General features: G+C 60.2%; 17 protein-coding genes. 9 read left to right on the forward strand and 8 right to left on the reverse strand.

Going from position 1 to position 15168, the window contains the following annotated elements; genetic code table 11:
- The 6 genes from rluB to GHO42_RS12745 all read right to left on the reverse strand — a co-directional run.
- Positions 1 to 949, reverse strand: a 949-nt coding sequence (gene rluB / locus GHO42_RS12720; RefSeq protein ID WP_153327936.1) for a 23S rRNA pseudouridine(2605) synthase RluB, incomplete at its 3' end; no start/stop codon positions are given.
- A 144-nt stretch (positions 950 to 1093) separates the two neighbouring features.
- The gene (locus GHO42_RS12725; RefSeq protein WP_095002636.1) at positions 1094 to 1285 is read right to left on the reverse strand and encodes a DUF1289 domain-containing protein; all 192 of its coding nucleotides are present in this window, start codon (positions 1283 to 1285) and stop codon (positions 1094 to 1096) included.
- Between the two features lie 161 nt (positions 1286 to 1446).
- The gene (scpB, locus tag GHO42_RS12730) at positions 1447 to 2391 is read right to left on the reverse strand and encodes an SMC-Scp complex subunit ScpB (protein ID WP_095002637.1); all 945 of its coding nucleotides are present in this window, start codon (positions 2389 to 2391) and stop codon (positions 1447 to 1449) included.
- 12 nt (positions 2392 to 2403) lie between these two features.
- A complete protein-coding gene (locus tag GHO42_RS12735) occupies positions 2404 to 3102 on the reverse strand; it encodes a ScpA family protein (protein ID WP_170943745.1) in 699 nt (232 codons plus the stop codon).
- Positions 3103 to 3221: 119 nt separating this feature from the next.
- Positions 3222 to 3854: an L-threonylcarbamoyladenylate synthase gene (locus tag GHO42_RS12740; protein ID WP_088377747.1), complete on the reverse strand. Its 633-nt coding sequence runs from the start codon at positions 3852 to 3854 to the stop codon at positions 3222 to 3224.
- 13 nt (positions 3855 to 3867) lie between these two features.
- Positions 3868 to 4731 carry a PHP domain-containing protein gene (locus GHO42_RS12745; protein ID WP_095002640.1) on the reverse strand — a complete coding sequence of 288 codons (864 nt, stop codon included), beginning with the start codon at positions 4729 to 4731 and terminating at the stop codon, positions 3868 to 3870.
- 84 nt (positions 4732 to 4815) lie between these two features.
- On the opposite strand from GHO42_RS12745, the gene GHO42_RS12750 reads away from it, so the two are divergent.
- The 5 genes from GHO42_RS12750 (at position 4816) to GHO42_RS12770 (ending at position 8443) form a co-directional block, all read left to right on the forward strand.
- Positions 4816 to 5418, forward strand: coding sequence for a septation protein A (locus tag GHO42_RS12750; protein ID WP_095002641.1), 603 nt, complete (start codon positions 4816 to 4818; stop codon positions 5416 to 5418).
- 1 nt (position 5419) lies between these two features.
- The gene (locus GHO42_RS12755; RefSeq protein WP_095002642.1) at positions 5420 to 5719 is read left to right on the forward strand and encodes a YciI family protein; all 300 of its coding nucleotides are present in this window, start codon (positions 5420 to 5422) and stop codon (positions 5717 to 5719) included.
- Positions 5720 to 5779: 60 nt separating this feature from the next.
- The gene (locus GHO42_RS12760; RefSeq protein WP_095002643.1) at positions 5780 to 6457 is read left to right on the forward strand and encodes a response regulator transcription factor; all 678 of its coding nucleotides are present in this window, start codon (positions 5780 to 5782) and stop codon (positions 6455 to 6457) included.
- A gap of 142 nt (positions 6458 to 6599) precedes the next feature.
- Positions 6600 to 7031 (forward strand): Spy/CpxP family protein refolding chaperone, encoded by a 432-nt coding sequence (locus tag GHO42_RS12765; RefSeq protein ID WP_095002644.1) that lies wholly within the window; start codon positions 6600 to 6602, stop codon positions 7029 to 7031.
- Between the two features lie 77 nt (positions 7032 to 7108).
- Complete coding sequence (locus tag GHO42_RS12770; RefSeq protein ID WP_095018929.1) at positions 7109 to 8443, forward strand: sensor histidine kinase KdpD; 1335 nt, start codon at positions 7109 to 7111, stop codon at positions 8441 to 8443.
- Between the two features lie 184 nt (positions 8444 to 8627).
- On the opposite strand, the gene GHO42_RS12775 is transcribed toward GHO42_RS12770, so the two are convergent.
- On the reverse strand, positions 8628 to 9191 hold the full coding sequence (locus GHO42_RS12775; protein WP_095002646.1) for a nitroreductase family protein: 564 nt from the start codon (positions 9189 to 9191) through the stop codon (positions 8628 to 8630).
- 119 nt (positions 9192 to 9310) lie between these two features.
- On the opposite strand from GHO42_RS12775, the gene GHO42_RS12780 reads away from it, so the two are divergent.
- From GHO42_RS12780 to GHO42_RS12790, 3 genes are all read left to right on the forward strand, one after another.
- Positions 9311 to 10765: a TrkH family potassium uptake protein gene (locus GHO42_RS12780; protein WP_095002647.1), complete on the forward strand. Its 1455-nt coding sequence runs from the start codon at positions 9311 to 9313 to the stop codon at positions 10763 to 10765.
- A gap of 19 nt (positions 10766 to 10784) precedes the next feature.
- Positions 10785 to 11543, forward strand: a complete 759-nt coding sequence (locus tag GHO42_RS12785) for an AraC family transcriptional regulator (RefSeq protein ID WP_095026941.1) — start codon at positions 10785 to 10787, stop codon at positions 11541 to 11543.
- Positions 11544 to 11620: 77 nt separating this feature from the next.
- Positions 11621 to 12514, forward strand: coding sequence for a DMT family transporter (locus GHO42_RS12790; protein WP_095021121.1), 894 nt, complete (start codon positions 11621 to 11623; stop codon positions 12512 to 12514).
- Here GHO42_RS12790 and GHO42_RS12795 read toward each other — a convergent pair.
- Complete coding sequence (locus tag GHO42_RS12795; protein ID WP_095002712.1) at positions 12508 to 12795, reverse strand: SelT/SelW/SelH family protein; 288 nt, start codon at positions 12793 to 12795, stop codon at positions 12508 to 12510. The genes GHO42_RS12790 and GHO42_RS12795 overlap by 7 nt on opposite strands.
- A gap of 70 nt (positions 12796 to 12865) precedes the next feature.
- Between GHO42_RS12795 and GHO42_RS12800 the strand changes: the two genes are divergently transcribed.
- Positions 12866 to 15049, forward strand: a complete 2184-nt coding sequence (locus GHO42_RS12800) for a patatin-like phospholipase family protein (RefSeq protein WP_095018931.1) — start codon at positions 12866 to 12868, stop codon at positions 15047 to 15049.
- Positions 15050 to 15168: the final 119 nt, after the last annotated feature.

Genomic DNA, 15168 nt, shown 5'->3' on the forward strand with positions numbered 1-15168 from the left:
CGCCTTCGATATGCGGCTGGCGTGCCGGACGCGGCGCAACAGGTGCACCTTCAGCCGGGCGCAGCACGCGGGCAACACGGTCACCACGGGCCACAGGGCGCGAGGATTTGCGCTGCATGCGCTCAAGCTTGTCTTTGCTCTTGGCGTTCATCTCAGGCATGGCAACCGGCGTGAGGCCGACTTCAGCGCTGAGAATGTCCACTTCGAACTGGCTCATTTCGCGCCAGCGACCCATCGGCAGATCGGAGTTGAGGAACACCGGACCGAAACGTACGCGCTTCAGGCGGCTGACCACCAGGCCCTGGGATTCCCACAGACGACGCACTTCACGGTTACGGCCTTCCATCACTACGCAGTGGTACCAATGGTTGAAGCCTTCGCCGCCTGGCGCCTGCTTGATGTCGGTGAAACGCGCCGGACCGTCTTCCAGCACAACGCCGGCCTTGAGGCGGGCAATCATGTCGTCATCCACTTCGCCACGCACACGTACCGCGTATTCACGGTCCATTTCGTACGAAGGGTGCATCAAGCGGTTGGCCAACTCACCGTCAGTGGTGAACATCAGCAAGCCGGTGGTGTTGATGTCCAGACGACCGATATTGATCCAGCGGCCTTCTTTTGGACGCGGCAGTTTGTCGAACACGGTCGGACGGCCTTCAGGGTCGTCACGGGTGCAGATTTCGCCGTCGGGTTTGTTGTACATGATCACGCGGCGAACCGATTCGGCTGCCTCTTCACGCTTGATCACCTTGCCATCGATGGTGATGGCGTCGTGCAGGTCTACGCGCAGACCCAGGGTTGCATCCTTGCCATTGACCTTGATCCGGCCCTGGCTGATCCAGCTCTCTACGTCGCGACGCGAGCCAACGCCAATACGGGCGAGGACTTTTTGCAGTTTTTCGCCTGCCGGGCCAATTTCCTGGCCGTCTTTAGGGTCGAGATCTTTCATCTGGGCACCTCCCGGTGTGTCAATTCAGGCGAGCGCCTGAAGTGTTAAAAATGGGCCTTGGGGCTCTGCTGAGCCCCAGAGGGTCGCGAATCATACGCGGATATTGGCCATTGCGCATCAAAGGCTAGTCACGAAGTGCGTGGCTCACTTGGTTTTCCGCCGGCCGGTGGCCTCAAGCGCCAGTAAACGCAGGGCGGATTCGGCCAGCACCGCACGTTTTTCGTCTTTGTCGAGTTTCTTCCAGGCCTTGATTTCACGCTTGGTTCGCCCGCAGCCCAGGCAAATGTCGTCGGTGAACTTGCAGACACCGATGCAGGGGTCTTTGGTTGCAGTCATGGCAGCCCTCCGAAATTTGTGTGGGAGCGGGTTTGCTCGCGATGGCATCGCTGCGGTGTGCCTGACAGTCCGCGTCGTCTGCATCGCAGGCAAGCCAGCTCCCACGGGTCATGCATTGCCCGCAGAATCCGCGGCTTGCCAGGATCCTTAATGGGAGTGCATCAGTCTTCCTGCTCGCGGCGTTCCTGTTCGATGGCTTCGGCCAGGGCCTGAGCCTCAAGCTCTTCGTCGCTCAAGGCAGATCGCTGCTCAAGTGCAGCAACCGCAGCGCGCAATCGCTCGCGGGCCAACTCGGCCGCAGAGGGTTGCTGCGGTTGTGGTTGGGCTTCTATTTCCGGCTCGGACTCAGGCTCAGGCTCAGGCTCAGGCTCTAGAGCTTCAACTGGCGCAACGTCGCGCAGCAAATCATCAAAGTCAGTTTTAAGACCCTCCTCCATCGAGTCCAGTTCCGTCAGCAGGGTGCGGAAGCTGGTTTCGTCTTTCGGCTCTTCCGGCTCGGCGCTTTCGTCGGCCAGCGCCTGAAGATGCGCAGGCACCGGGGCATCGTCAAAATCGAGGATAGGATCCGGCTCCAGCTCGCGCAGCTCGGCCAGTGGCGGCAATTCATCGAGGCTCTTGAGGTTGAAGTGGTCAAGAAAGCCCTTGGTGGTGGCAAACATCGCGGGCTTGCCCGGCACGTCACGATAACCCACCACGCGAATCCACTCGCGCTCCAGCAGTGTCTTGACGATATGGCTGTTGACAGCCACACCGCGCACATCTTCGATCTCGCCACGGGTAATGGGCTGGCGATAAGCGATCAGCGCCATGGTCTCCAGCATGGCCCGCGAGTAACGTTGCGGGCGTTCTTCCCACAGACGTCCGACCCAGGGCGAGTACTTTTCGCGGATCTGCAGGCGATAGCCGGAGGCAACTTCTTTCAGTTCAAAGGCGCGGCCGTCGCAGGATTTGCGCAGCAGTTCCAGGGCCTTCTTGAAGACCGGCGGTTCCGGGCGCTCGCCCTCTTCAAACAGTTCGAACAGGCGCTCAAGGCTCTGCGGCTTTCCCGAGGCCAGCAGAAAGGCCTCAAGCAAGGGGGCCAGCTCGCGGGGTTCAGTCAAATTCATGGTTTCAGCTCTTTATTCGGCTCTTGCCCGCACATGGATCGGCGCGAAGGGTTCATTTTGTACCAACTCGATCAGCGACTCTTTGACCAGTTCAAGAATGGCCATAAAGGTCACGACTACACCCAACTTGCCTTCTTCAGCGGTAAACAGCTCGACAAAGGGCACAAAGCCACCCCCCTTGAGACGCTCAAGTACGTCGCTCATGCGTTCGCGGGTCGACAGGGCCTCACGGCTGACCTGATGACTTTCAAACATGTCGGTGCGGCGCAGCACTTCGGCCATCGACATCAGCAGCTCTTCGAGCGCCACATCCGGTACCAGTTTGCGCGCCCGTGCTTCGGGGGCATCGAGCTTGGGCACATAGATCTCGCGCCCTACCCGGCTGAGCCCCTCAATGCCTTCAGCGGCAGCCTTGAAGCGCTCGTATTGCTGCAGGCGGCGAATCAGCTCGGCACGGGGGTCACCCTCGTCCTCCTCGATTTCGGCCGAACGCGGCAACAGCATCCGCGACTTGATCTCGGCCAGCATCGCGGCCATGACCAGATACTCGGCCGCCAGCTCCAGGCGCACGGTTTTCATGAGCTCGACATACCCCATGTACTGGCGGGTAATTTCCGCCACCGGAATGTCGAGAATGTCGATATTTTGCTTGCGGATCAGGTACAGCAGCAGGTCGAGCGGGCCTTCAAAAGCGTCAAGAAACACCTCCAGTGCATCCGGGGGGATATACAGGTCTTGCGGCATTTCGATGACCGCCTGGCCATAGACCATGGCCAGAGACAGTTCTTGCTGGGCACCGGCCCGGGCCTCAGGTGCTTCTACGTCAGACATCAGGCCTCGACCATAAAGGGTTGAGGATCACCGCAGCCCACCCGCACGATCTCGGGGTCACCACTGTCCACCAGGCTGATGACAGTGGAGGCCTTGTTGCCGCCAAAACCGCCGTCAATGATCAGGTCGACCTGTTTTTCCAGGGCATCACGGATTTCATACGGGTCTTCCATCGGCTCGCTCTCGCCCGGCAGGATCAGGGTCACGCTCATCAGCGGTTCGCCCAGTTCTTCAAGCAATGCCAGCGCAATCGGATGGCTCGGTACGCGCAGGCCAATGGTACGGCGTTTAGGGTGCAGCAGCAGGCGCGGCACTTCGCGGGTGGCGTTGAGGATAAAGGTGTACGGCCCCGGCGTATGCGCCTTGAGCAGACGGAAGATGCCGGTATCCACCTTGGCAAACAGCCCCAACTGCGACAGGTCACAGCACATCAGGGTGAAGTTGTGCTTGTCGTCCAGGTTGCGCAGGCGCTTGATCCGCTCGATCGCACCCTTGTCACCCATCTGGCAACCGACGGCATAGGACGAGTCGGTAGGATAAATCACCACCCCACCCTTTTTGATGATTTCAACGGCCTGTTTGATCAGACGCGGTTGTGGGTTTTCCGGATGAATCTGGAAAAATTGACTCACAGTGTTTACCTGTTCAGACGTTGGCAGTGGGTTTGTCATATTTGAATCGACACCACAATGGCGGCAAGTCTTCCGGAAGCGGACGGTATTCGCCGATCTCGGACCACCCTCCTGGACCATGAAAATCACTGCCGGCACTGACCAGCAGACCGAACTCACGCGCAAGGATCGCCAGGCTGCCAACCTGATCGGCCGGCTGGTACCCGTTGACCACTTCAATCGCGTGACCCCCAGCTTGAATATAGTCGCCAATCAGCCGTCGGCGCTTGCTGCGGGTAAAATCGTAGTGCGAGGGGTGCGCCAGACTGACCCAGGCGCCTGCTGCGCGCAGGGTGGCGACGGTGTCTTCCAGGGTCGGCCAGTGCAGCTTGACGTCCCCCAGCTTGCCGGCCCCCAGCCATTTGCGGAAGGCTTCGGCGCGATCCTTGACGTAACCGGCCTCGACCAGAAAATCGGCAAAATGCGGACGGGCCGGGGCGTTGCCGCTGTCACCCAGGGCTTGCTGGATAGCCCGTGCGCCTTCAAGCGCACCAGGCATACCCTTGAGCGCCAGCTTGCGACTGATCTCTTCGGCGCGCAGCCAGCGGCCATCGTGCAATTTGGCAATGGCCTCGACCAGCGCCGGGGCGTTGACATCGAAACCGTAGCCGAGCACATGAATCGTCGCCCCGCCCCAGGTGCAGGACAACTCCACGCCGTTGACCAATGTCATGCCCAGCGCCTGCGCCGCCGCGCGGGCTTCGTCGAGGCCTTCAAGTGTATCGTGATCGGTCAGGGCCAGGACTCGCACACCTTTCTCGAACGCACGCGCGACCAGTACCGCAGGCGCCAGGGCGCCATCGGATGCCGTGCTATGGCAATGCAAGTCAATTTCCACGGGGATTTAATAACCTCTAGCTGACGCTTTCGCTGTCATTGATGTTTGTTATTATGCCGCCACATCCTGCTTCTGGCTGCCACTGTGAAACAATTCATCGACTTCATCCCGCTGTTACTGTTTTTCATCGTTTACAAAATCGAACCGCGCATCGTCGAAATCGGCGGGCACAGCCTGTCGGTCGGCGGTATCTACAGCGCTACCGCCATGCTGATCATCAGTTCGCTGGTGGTGTATGGCGCGCTGTTTATCAAGCAACGCAAACTCGAAAAAAGCCAATGGCTGACCCTGATCGCCTGCCTGGTATTCGGCAGCCTGACTCTGGCCTTCCACAGCGAAACCTTCCTTAAATGGAAAGCCCCGGTGGTCAACTGGCTGTTTGCCCTGGCGTTTGCCGGCAGCCACTTTATCGGCGACAAGGTCCTGATCAAGCGCATGATGGGCCACGCCCTGAGCCTGCCAGATGCCATCTGGACCCGCCTGAACGTGGCCTGGATCGGGTTTTTCCTGTTCTGCGGCGCGGCCAACCTGTTCGTGGCATTCACTTACCAAAGCATCTGGGTCGACTTCAAAGTGTTCGGCAGCCTGGGCATGACTGTGTTGTTCCTGATCGCCCAGGGCATTTACCTGTCGCGCCATCTGCATGACACCGACCCGACTGATACCACCCCCAAGACCAAGGACTGACATGCTCTACGCCATCATTGCAACAGACGTCGCCAATTCCCTCGAAGCTCGCCTGGCTGCCCGCCCTGCGCACCTTGAGCGCTTGCAACAACTGAAAGCCGAAGGCCGCATCGTACTGGCCGGCCCGCACCCGGCCATCGACAGCAATGACCCTGGCGCTGCCGGTTTTAGCGGCAGCCTGATCGTGGCCGAGTTCGAATCCCTGAACGCTGCCCAGGCCTGGGCCGAAGCCGACCCTTACGTTGCCGCTGGCGTATATGCCAATGTCAGCGTCAAGCCGTTCAAGCAAGTCCTGCCGTAACCTGTATCTTTACCGGCAGCCGGCGCAAACAGCACCGGCACCGGTCAAATCGAGTAAGTCATGAGCGACCTGTTACTGATAGATGATGACCAGGAGCTGTGTGAGCTGCTGGTCAGTTGGCTGAGCCAGGAAGGCTTTCAGGTTCGCGCATGCCACGACGGTGCCAGCGCCCGCAAGGCGCTGGCAGAGTCCAGCCCCGATGCCGTGGTGCTGGATGTCATGCTCCCCGACGGCAGCGGCCTTGAGCTGCTCAAGCAATTGCGCAACGACCACCCTGATCTGCCGGTGCTGATGCTTTCGGCCCGAGGCGAACCGCTGGACCGCATCCTGGGCCTGGAGCTGGGCGCCGATGACTACCTGGCCAAACCTTGCGACCCTCGCGAGCTTACAGCCCGCCTGCGCGCCGTGTTGCGCCGCAGCCACCCGGCGGCGGTGTCCAGCCAGATGGAGCTGGGCGACCTGTGTTTCAGCCCGATGCGCGGCGTGGTCACCATCGACCAGCGCGACATTACCCTGACCGTGTCTGAAAGCCGCATCCTTGAAGCCCTGCTGCGCCAACCGGGTGAGCCGCTGGACAAACAGGAACTGGCGCAGATCGCCCTGGGCCGCAAGCTGACCCTGTACGACCGCAGCCTGGACATGCATATCAGCAACCTGCGCAAAAAGATCGGCCCGCACCCGGATGGCAGCCCGCGCATCGTGGCACTGCGCAGCCGCGGGTATTTCTACAGCGTCTGAGAAAAGCGCCCTCACCCTGTGTAAATCCCCGGCGAAACCGTCTTTACCAAAGCTTTACCCACGGTTGACAGCGATTGACCTTGATCTCCCTAAACTGGGCGCATCCGGAACAACCGGAATCCAAATTCAAAGGAGACACACCATGCGTAAGACTCTAATTGCTTTGATGTTTGCTGCAGCACTGCCAACCGTCGCAATGGCCATGCCTGGTGGTGACGGCCAGATGGGCCCTCGTCACGGCGGCGAGCACCACGGTCGCGGCGACGCCCCTTACAGCCAGCTGGACCTCACCCGCGAGCAGCGCCAGCAGATCGGCAAGCTGATGGGCGAGCAAATGCATGATCGCAAGCAACTGGTCGAGAAGTACCTGGAAAAACTGCCAGCCGCCGACCAGAAAGCCCTGAAAGACGAGATGAAGGCCAAGCACGACAAAACCCAGAGCGATATTCGCGCCTTGCTCAAGCCTGATCAGCAAAAACGCTTCGACGAGATGCAAAAGAAACGCGCCGAGCGTCAAGCCGAGATGAAAGAGTTTAAGGACTGGAAAGCACAGCAAGCGCCAAAAGCGCAATAATCTGTCTGCCCACCAAGCCCAACGGCTCACGCCGTTGGGCTTTGGTCGTTTCAATCAATGACTTGTGAGGAATTACCGTGCGATCACTGTTTTGGCGCATTCTGGCCAGCTTCTGGCTGGCGATTGCCCTGGTCGCAGGGTTGTCGATCCTGCTGGGGCATATGCTCAATCAGGACGCATGGATTCTCAGCCGTCATCCCGGGATCGCCAATCTGGCGCAACAGTGGACCGAGCGTTACGAAACTCAAGGCGCCGATGCGGCGCAGGATTTCCTTGAACGGCGCAAGCGCCGTTATCACATCGACGTGCAAGTGCTCAACGAAAGTGGCGACCCGCTGGTACGTGGCACCTTCCCGCGTCGGGCAGCCGCCTGGGAAGCCCGCCAGAATCCGGGCACAGAACAGTTGCCATGGCGTCGCCTGACCGTCGAATACACCAGCCCGAAAACCGCCGAAACCTATTTGCTGATTTACCGCATTCCGCACCCGGAACTGGATGCCTGGCACCGCCAGAGCCTGATCTGGCCTCTGAGCGCACTGGGGATTGCGCTGGTGGTGCTGACGCTGTTCAGCCTGATGGTGACGCTCTCGATTACCCGCCCGCTCAAGCGTCTGCGCGTTGCCGTGCATGACCTTGGGCAAACCACTTACCAACAGAACAGCCTGGCGCAGTTGGCGTCGCGACGTGATGAATTTGGCGTGCTGGCCACCGACTTCAACCGCATGGGTGCCCGCCTGCAAAGCCTGATTGGCAGCCAGCGCCAACTGCTGCGTGATGTGTCCCACGAGCTGCGCTCGCCCCTGGCCCGGCTCAAGATCGCTCTGGCCCTGGCTGAACGCGCCGGGCCTGAAGAACGTGAAAAACTGTGGCCACGCCTGACCCGCGAGTGCGACCGGCTGGAATCGTTGATCAGCGAGATTCTGACCCTGGCCCGGGTCGATGCCGATCAGGCCAGCGCCGAACAGGTCGACCTCAATGCACTGCTCAACACCGTGCAAAAAGACGCCTCGATGCTGGCCCCCGAGCAGCCCGTACTGCTGCAAGCCGAACAGGGGTTGGGCCTCAACGGCTGGCCAACGATGATCGAGCGCGCCGTGGATAACCTGTTGCGCAACGCGCAGCGCTTCAACCCGCCTGGCCAGCCGATTGAACTGAGTGCGGAGCGCGAAGGCGAACACATCACCATCAAGGTTCGCGACCATGGCCCGGGGGTCGCTGAAGAGTACCTGGCGCAATTGGGTGAGCCGTTTTTCCGCGCACCGGGCCAGACAGCGGCCGGCCACGGGCTGGGATTGGCCATTGCGCGACGGGCGGCGGAACGCCATGGCGGGCGGCTGATGCTGGGCAATCACCCGGATGGCGGATTTGTTGCCACCCTGGAGTTACCGCTGAAACCGGACGGTAACCTGTAAAGGTTTCGCAGCAATTTGATCGCGTAGCAGCTGCCGTAGGAACGAGGCTGCGTCCGATTGCAAAGCAATCGTAAAATCAGAATCCGCGGTTTAACTGAATAATCGCGTGCGCTGATTTTGCGGTGGCTACACCGCCGAACGCAGCCTCGTTCCTTCGGCAGCTGCTACGGATATTGGTACAGGGCTACTTAACCGACCACGCCTGCACAAACTCGGCGCTGTCCACCTTGGGCGCAACGCGCAACTCGTTCTGCGGCGTGCCCAAATACAGGAACGCCACCACTTCCTCGCCCTCACCCAGCCCCAAACCCTTGGCCACATGCGGTGCATACGACAGCTCGCCGGTGCGCCATACCGCGCCAATCCCCTGGGCATAAGCTGCCAGCTCAATGGCATGGGCCGCACAGCCCGCGGTAATCAGCTGTTCAGCCTTCGGCACCTTGAAGTGATCCTGCAAACGGGCAATCACTACCACCACCAAAGGGGCGCGCAAGGGCATGGCGCGAGCCTTGTCCAGGGCGGCCTGGGTCACTTCGCCACCTTGGGCCAGCACGGCCTCGGCGAGGATTTCACCCAGCTGATTGCGCGCAGCGCCTTCAACCGTCAAAAACCGGTAAGGACGCAACTGACCGTGGTCCGGCGCACGCAAGGCGGCGGCGAAAAGTACTTCACGTTGCTCAGCCGTTGGCGCCGGATCGAGCAGGCGCGGGGCAGAAACACGGTTGAGCAAAGCGTCGAGAGCCTCCATTGGCCACCTCCTGAAGAAAATGTGCAGCTATTCTAACGGTATCTCCCGAAGGCTTGGCGGTTTACATAGCCCGGACCACAGGTAGAATGGCGCCCCTCTTTCATCCCCGAGCTGACTTCATGGCGTTGCCGACATTACGCATCATCGGTTTCATTATCGGCATCTTCCTGATTACGCTCGCGATCAGCATGGCCGTGCCCATGCTGACCCTGGTGATTTACGACCACCTGGGCGACTTGCCATCCTTTTTGTGGGCCAGCCTGATTACCTTCATTGCCGGCCTGGCGCTGGTCATACCGGGCCGCCCCGAGCAGGTGCATCTGCGCCCCCGGGACATGTATCTGCTGACTGTGTCCAGCTGGGTGGTGGTGTGCATCTTCGCCGCACTGCCGTTTTTGCTGACGCAGCACATCAGCTATACCGATTCTTTTTTTGAAAGCATGTCCGGCATTACCGCCACCGGCTCCACCGTGCTGAGCGGCCTGGACACCATGTCCCCCGGCATTCTGATGTGGCGCTCGATGCTGCACTGGCTGGGCGGCATCGGCTTTATCGGTATGGCGGTAGCCATCTTGCCCCTGCTGCGCATCGGTGGCATGCGCCTGTTCCAGACCGAGTCCTCTGACCGCTCCGAAAAGGTCATGCCGCGCTCGCACATGGTGGCCCGCCTGATTGTCGCCACCTACGTCGGCATCACCATTCTGGGCAGCCTGGCGTTCTGGTGGGCGGGCATGAGCGTGTTTGATGCGATCAACCACGCCATGTCGGCCATTTCCACCGGTGGTTTCTCGACCTCCGACCAGTCACTGGCCAAGTGGTCGCAACCGGCGGTGCACTGGGTCGCCATTGCCGTGATGATCATGGGTAGCTTGCCGTTTACCTTGTATGTGGCCACCCTGCGCGGTCATCGCAAGGCCCTGATCAAGGATCAGCAGGTACAAGGCTTGCTCGGCTTGCTGGTCGTGACCTGGTTCGTGCTCAGCATCTGGTTGTGGTGGACTACCAACATGCCGTGGTGGGACGCCTTCCGCCATGTCGCGCTCAACGTGACCTCGGTAGTAACGACCACGGGCTTTGCTCTGGGTGACTACAGCCTGTGGGGCAATTTCTCGCTGATGCTGTTCTTCTACCTGGGCTTTATCGGCGGTTGCTCGGGCTCGACTGCAGGCGGGATCAAGATTTTCCGCTTTCAGGTCGCCTATATCCTGCTCAAGGCCAACCTTAATCAACTGATCCACCCTCGAGCGGTGATCAAGCAGAAGTACAACGGCCACCGCCTCGACGAAGAAATCGTACGCTCGATCCTGACCTTTTCGTTTTTCTTCGCCATCACCATCTGCGTGATCGCGCTGGCCCTGTCGCTGCTGGGACTGGACTGGATGACCGCCCTGACCGGCGCCGCCAGCACGGTGTCGGGCGTAGGGCCAGGGCTGGGCGAGATCATCGGGCCGTCCGGCAACTTCGCCAGCCTGCCAGATGCGGCCAAGTGGATTTTGTCATTGGGCATGTTGCTTGGGCGACTGGAGATCATTACCGTGTTTGTATTGTGCATTCCGGCATTTTGGCGGCACTGATCCACAGAAGAGACCTGTCATGGACCAAATCCTGTCACTGCGCCATTACCGCCACGACCTGATTGCCCATAGCCATGAACATGCGCAGGTGGTGATCAGCTTGTCGGGCAAGCTGGATTTCGAAGTCGAGGGCCGGCCCAGCCTGCTGCGCCAGCAACAGCTGATGGTCGTGCCTGCGGGCGCCCACCACACCTGCGGCAGCCCGCAAGGCAGCCACTGCCTGGTGCTGGACGTGCCTGGTGACAACTGGCTGGGCCAGTCCCTGGGTGGGCACGCCGATGCCAGCCGCCGATTGCTCGACAACCCCGCACAGCTGCCTCTCGACCCGAAACAGCATCAACTGGTCGACTGGCTCGCCACCAGCCCGATAAACGACCCGTTGATTGCTCGCCAGGGTGCGATTCTGCTGCTCGCCAGCCTGGCTAACCTTGCCGGTGAACGGGCGCAACCCAAACGCCTGCCCTACGCGGCCATGGATGCCTATATTGAGCAGAATACTGCCTACCCGTTACAGGTTGCGGATCTGGCTCAAATTGCAGGCTTGTCCTGCGCCCGCTTGCACAGCCGCTTTGCCAGCGAGTGCGGGCAAACGCCAATGGACTACATCCGCCAGCGACGCCTGCGCAGTGCCCTGACGCTGCTGCGCCAAAGCGCCCTGGCCATAGGCGAAATAGCCAGCCGCGTTGGCTACAACTCGCAAAGCGCGTTCGCCGCCGCCATGCTGCGCGAATTCGGCGCCTCGCCTTCGGTGCTGAGGCGCGAGTCTGGCGACAACTGACGCCAGTGTCGCGACAGACAGCTCCCTGCCCTGCCCCGTAGACTGCACGCCTTGCCTCTATTGAACCAAGGATTGCAATGACTCCGCGTACTGCCCTGGGCGCCCTGCATATCGGCGCTTTGATGTTTGGCCTGACTGGCGTGTTCGGCAAACTTGCCGCTGCATCGGCTTCGATCATCGTATTTGGCCGCGCCGCTTTCGCAGTGCTGGCATTGCTGTGCTTCACCGCGCTGGCCAAACGCAGCGCCTGGTACCGACTGACCCTGCGCGACGCCCGCAGTTTGCTGCTGAGCGGTGTGCTGCTGGCCGGGCACTGGATAAGCTTTTTTGTCTCGGTAAAAATCGCCGGGGTCGCGATTGCAACCCTGGGCTTTGCCAGTTTCCCGGCGTTCACGGTGATTCTGGAAGGACTGATTTTTCGCGAACGCATTCGTCCCAACGAAATAGTTCTGGTGGCGCTGGTCAGCATCGGACTGATCCTGGTCACGCCAAGCTTTGACCTGGCCAGCCAGGCCACCGAAGGGCTGCTGTGGGCCGTCGCTTCCGGGTTGCTGTTTTCACTGCTGTCGCTGAACAACCGCGCCAACTCGGGGCGGCTGCCCGCCGTGCAGGCCGCCATGTGGCAAAACGCGGTGGTCGCGTTGTGCCTGCTGCCCTTTGCCGGCCCGGGATTGAGCGAAGTCCGCCCGCTGGACTGGCTATGGATCGGTCTGCTCGGGGTGTTTTGCACCGGCGTGGCACACAGCCTGTTCGTCGCCAGCCTGGCAGTGATCAAGGCGCGCACTGCCGCCGTGGTCTTTGCCATGGAACCGGTCTATGGCATCACCCTGGCATGGTTGCTGTTCCATGAAACACCCTCGCTGCGCATGCTGCTGGGCGGTGTACTGATAATCGTCGCCATCGTGGTGTCGAGCCGCATGCGCAGCGGCCCCGCACCCGATAAGGCAGGGCTGGACGCCGCCGCTCACTGAGCCCGGTCGTTGTGCCCCAGGTCGCGCTGCGGGTCAATTTGGTCACGCACTCGCTGCTTGAGCACCTTGGCTTCGGGAAAGCCGCCGTCAGCCTTGCGTTCCCAGATCTGCACACCGTCGCAGGTGATGCGAAACACCCCACCGGTGCCAGGCTCCAGCACGACCCGGCCCAGGTCTTCGGCAAAGGTGCTGAGCAACTCTTGAGCCAGCCAGGCGGCACGCAGCAGCCACTGGCATTGGGTGCAGTAGGTAATGACAATTTCGGGTTTATTGATCGACATGATTTCAAAGGCTCTTGAAAGGAAGGCGCCGCTATAATAGCCGCCTTTCTCGCTTGCCCAGAGACTCATGATGCGCCGCCTGCTCTGTTGTTTGTTCCTGTGTCTTTGCCCTTTGGTGCTGTTTGCCGCCGAAGCCGCCAAACCCAAAGTCGGCCTTGTGCTGTCCGGCGGCGCGGCCCGTGGCCTGGCCCACGTTGGCGTATTAAAGGCCCTGGAAGAACAGGGCATTCATATCGATGCCATCGCGGGCACCAGCATGGGCGCAGTGATTGGCGGTCTGTATGCCTCCGGCTACAAAATCGATGAGCTGGAAAAACTCGCGCTGAGCATCGACTGGCAAGAGGCCCTGTCCGATGCGCCGGAGCGCGAAGACATACCTTTTCGGCGCAAGCAGGATGACCGCGACTTTCTGGTCAAGCAACAACTCAGTTTCCGCGACGATGGCAGCCTGGGCCTGCCATTGGGCGTGATTCAGGGCCAGAACCTGGCATTGCTGCTCGAAAGCCTGCTGGCACACAGCAGTGATGTGCGCGACTTCGACAAACTGCCAATCCCGTTCCGCGCCGTGGCCACTGATATCGTCAATGGCGAAAAAGTGGTGTTTCGCAAAGGGCATCTGCCCCAGGTGATCCGCGCCAGCATGTCAATCCCGGCGGTATTCGCCCCGGTCGAGATCAACGGCCAGCTGTTGGTCGATGGCGGCATGGTCGACAATATCCCGGTGGATGTGGCCCGGGAGATGGGCGTGGACATGGTCATTGTGGTGGATATCGGCACCCCGTTGCGGGGGCGCAAACAACTCAACACCGTGTTCGACATCCTCAACCAGTCGATTACCCTGATGACCCGAAGCAATTCAGAAGTGCAGCTGGCATCATTGAAGCCTGACGATATTTTGATTCAGCCCGCCCTGGCCAGCTATGGCGCCACTGATTTTGGCCGCTCACTTGACATCATCAATGCAGGCTACAGGGCCACGCAGGTGCTTGAGAAACGCCTCGCCAGCCTGCGTCAACCTACGGACGTGCAACTGGCTGAAGCCCGCACCCCCGAAGAACGCACTCCGGTGATTACCGCGATCAAGATCGAAAACGACTCGAAAATCGGCGATTCGGTAATCCGCTACTATATTCGCCAGCCCATCGGCGAGCCCCTGGACCTGGGCCGCCTGCAACGTGACATGGGCACGTTGTACGGGCTCGATTACTTCGACCAGGTGCAATACCGCGTGGTGCACAAGGGCAAGGAGCGCACCCTGGTCATCAGCGCCAAAGGCAAGCGCAGCGGTACTGACTACCTGCGCCTGGGGCTGAACCTGTCGGACGACATGCGCGGTGACAGCGCCTTCAATATTGGTGCCAGCTACCGAGTGAACGGCATCAACCGGCTGGGTGCCGAATGGCTGACGCGGGTGCAGATTGGCGACAAGCAAGAGCTGTACAGCGAATTTTACCAGCCCCTGGATGCCGGCTCGCGCTACTTTGTCGCCCCCTATATCCGCGCCCAGTCACAAAACGTGGAAATCATCGACGAGAACGACCCTATTGCCGAGTACCGGCTGGAGCGCTATGGCTTTGGTCTTAACTTTGGTCGCCAAATCGGTAACAGCGGTGAAATTCGCCTGGGCATCGGTGAGGCATGGGGCAAGGCTGACGTACGCATCGGTGAGCGCGACATGCCGAGCCTCAACTTCAAAGAGGGATCCTATGATTTGAAGTACTCATTCGACTCACTGGATAACGTGTACTTCCCCCATTCAGGAGAAGACATCAGCCTGAGCCTGCGCCAGTTCGACCCGAGCCTTGGCTCGGATGAGCGCTATCGACAGTGGGAATTCAAACTGGACAAAGCCATGAGTTCAGGCCCCAATACCTGGATATTGGGCGGGCGTTACGGACGTACTCTGGACAAGACTGAAATTGTCACCTCGAGCTTCTTGCTCGGCGGGGCACGACAACTCTCGGGTTTCAGGGAAGATGCGATTTCGGCACAGAATATAAGCCTGATGCGCGCCGTTTATTATCGTCGCCTCACGCCCCGCTCGTATTTGCCGTTTGATTTTCCGTTGTATGCCGGCGCTTCTCTGGAGCGCGGACGTGCCTGGAACAACGACAACGAGTACAACAGCGGCTATATCAATGCGGCGAGCATTTTTATCGGCTTTGACACGCCGCTGGGGCCGCTGAACTTCAGCTACGGCTTCAACGATGATGACCAGAAAGCGCTGTATCTGAACCTGGGGCAGACGTTCTGACGGCTGAAAACAGACTACTGTGGGAGCGAGCCTGCTCGCGATGCTGGCAGCGTGGTCTTTTAGGCAGGCCGCAGTGATGCCATCGCGAGCAGGCTCGCTCCCACAACAGGGATGTGTGA

This window comes from Pseudomonas sp. FSL R10-0056 (assembly GCF_009600105.1).
GTDB classification, from domain to species: domain Bacteria; phylum Pseudomonadota; class Gammaproteobacteria; order Pseudomonadales; family Pseudomonadaceae; genus Aquipseudomonas; species Aquipseudomonas bubulae.

Coding starts and splice junctions, on each gene's coding strand:
- GHO42_RS12780 (WP_095002647.1), top strand. CDS start 9,311: ATGGCGTTGCCGACATTACGCATCATCGGTTTCATTATCGGCATCTTC.
- GHO42_RS12760 (WP_095002643.1), top strand. CDS start 5,780: ATGAGCGACCTGTTACTGATAGATGATGACCAGGAGCTGTGTGAGCTG.
- GHO42_RS12790 (WP_095021121.1), top strand. CDS start 11,621: ATGACTCCGCGTACTGCCCTGGGCGCCCTGCATATCGGCGCTTTGATG.
- GHO42_RS12800 (WP_095018931.1), top strand. CDS start 12,866: ATGCGCCGCCTGCTCTGTTGTTTGTTCCTGTGTCTTTGCCCTTTGGTG.
- GHO42_RS12775 (WP_095002646.1), bottom strand. CDS start 9,191: ATGGAGGCTCTCGACGCTTTGCTCAACCGTGTTTCTGCCCCGCGCCTG.
- GHO42_RS12795 (WP_095002712.1), bottom strand. CDS start 12,795: ATGTCGATCAATAAACCCGAAATTGTCATTACCTACTGCACCCAATGC.
- scpB (WP_095002637.1), bottom strand. CDS start 2,391: ATGAATTTGACTGAACCCCGCGAGCTGGCCCCCTTGCTTGAGGCCTTT.
- GHO42_RS12765 (WP_095002644.1), top strand. CDS start 6,600: ATGCGTAAGACTCTAATTGCTTTGATGTTTGCTGCAGCACTGCCAACC.
- GHO42_RS12785 (WP_095026941.1), top strand. CDS start 10,785: ATGGACCAAATCCTGTCACTGCGCCATTACCGCCACGACCTGATTGCC.
- GHO42_RS12755 (WP_095002642.1), top strand. CDS start 5,420: ATGCTCTACGCCATCATTGCAACAGACGTCGCCAATTCCCTCGAAGCT.
- GHO42_RS12725 (WP_095002636.1), bottom strand. CDS start 1,285: ATGACTGCAACCAAAGACCCCTGCATCGGTGTCTGCAAGTTCACCGAC.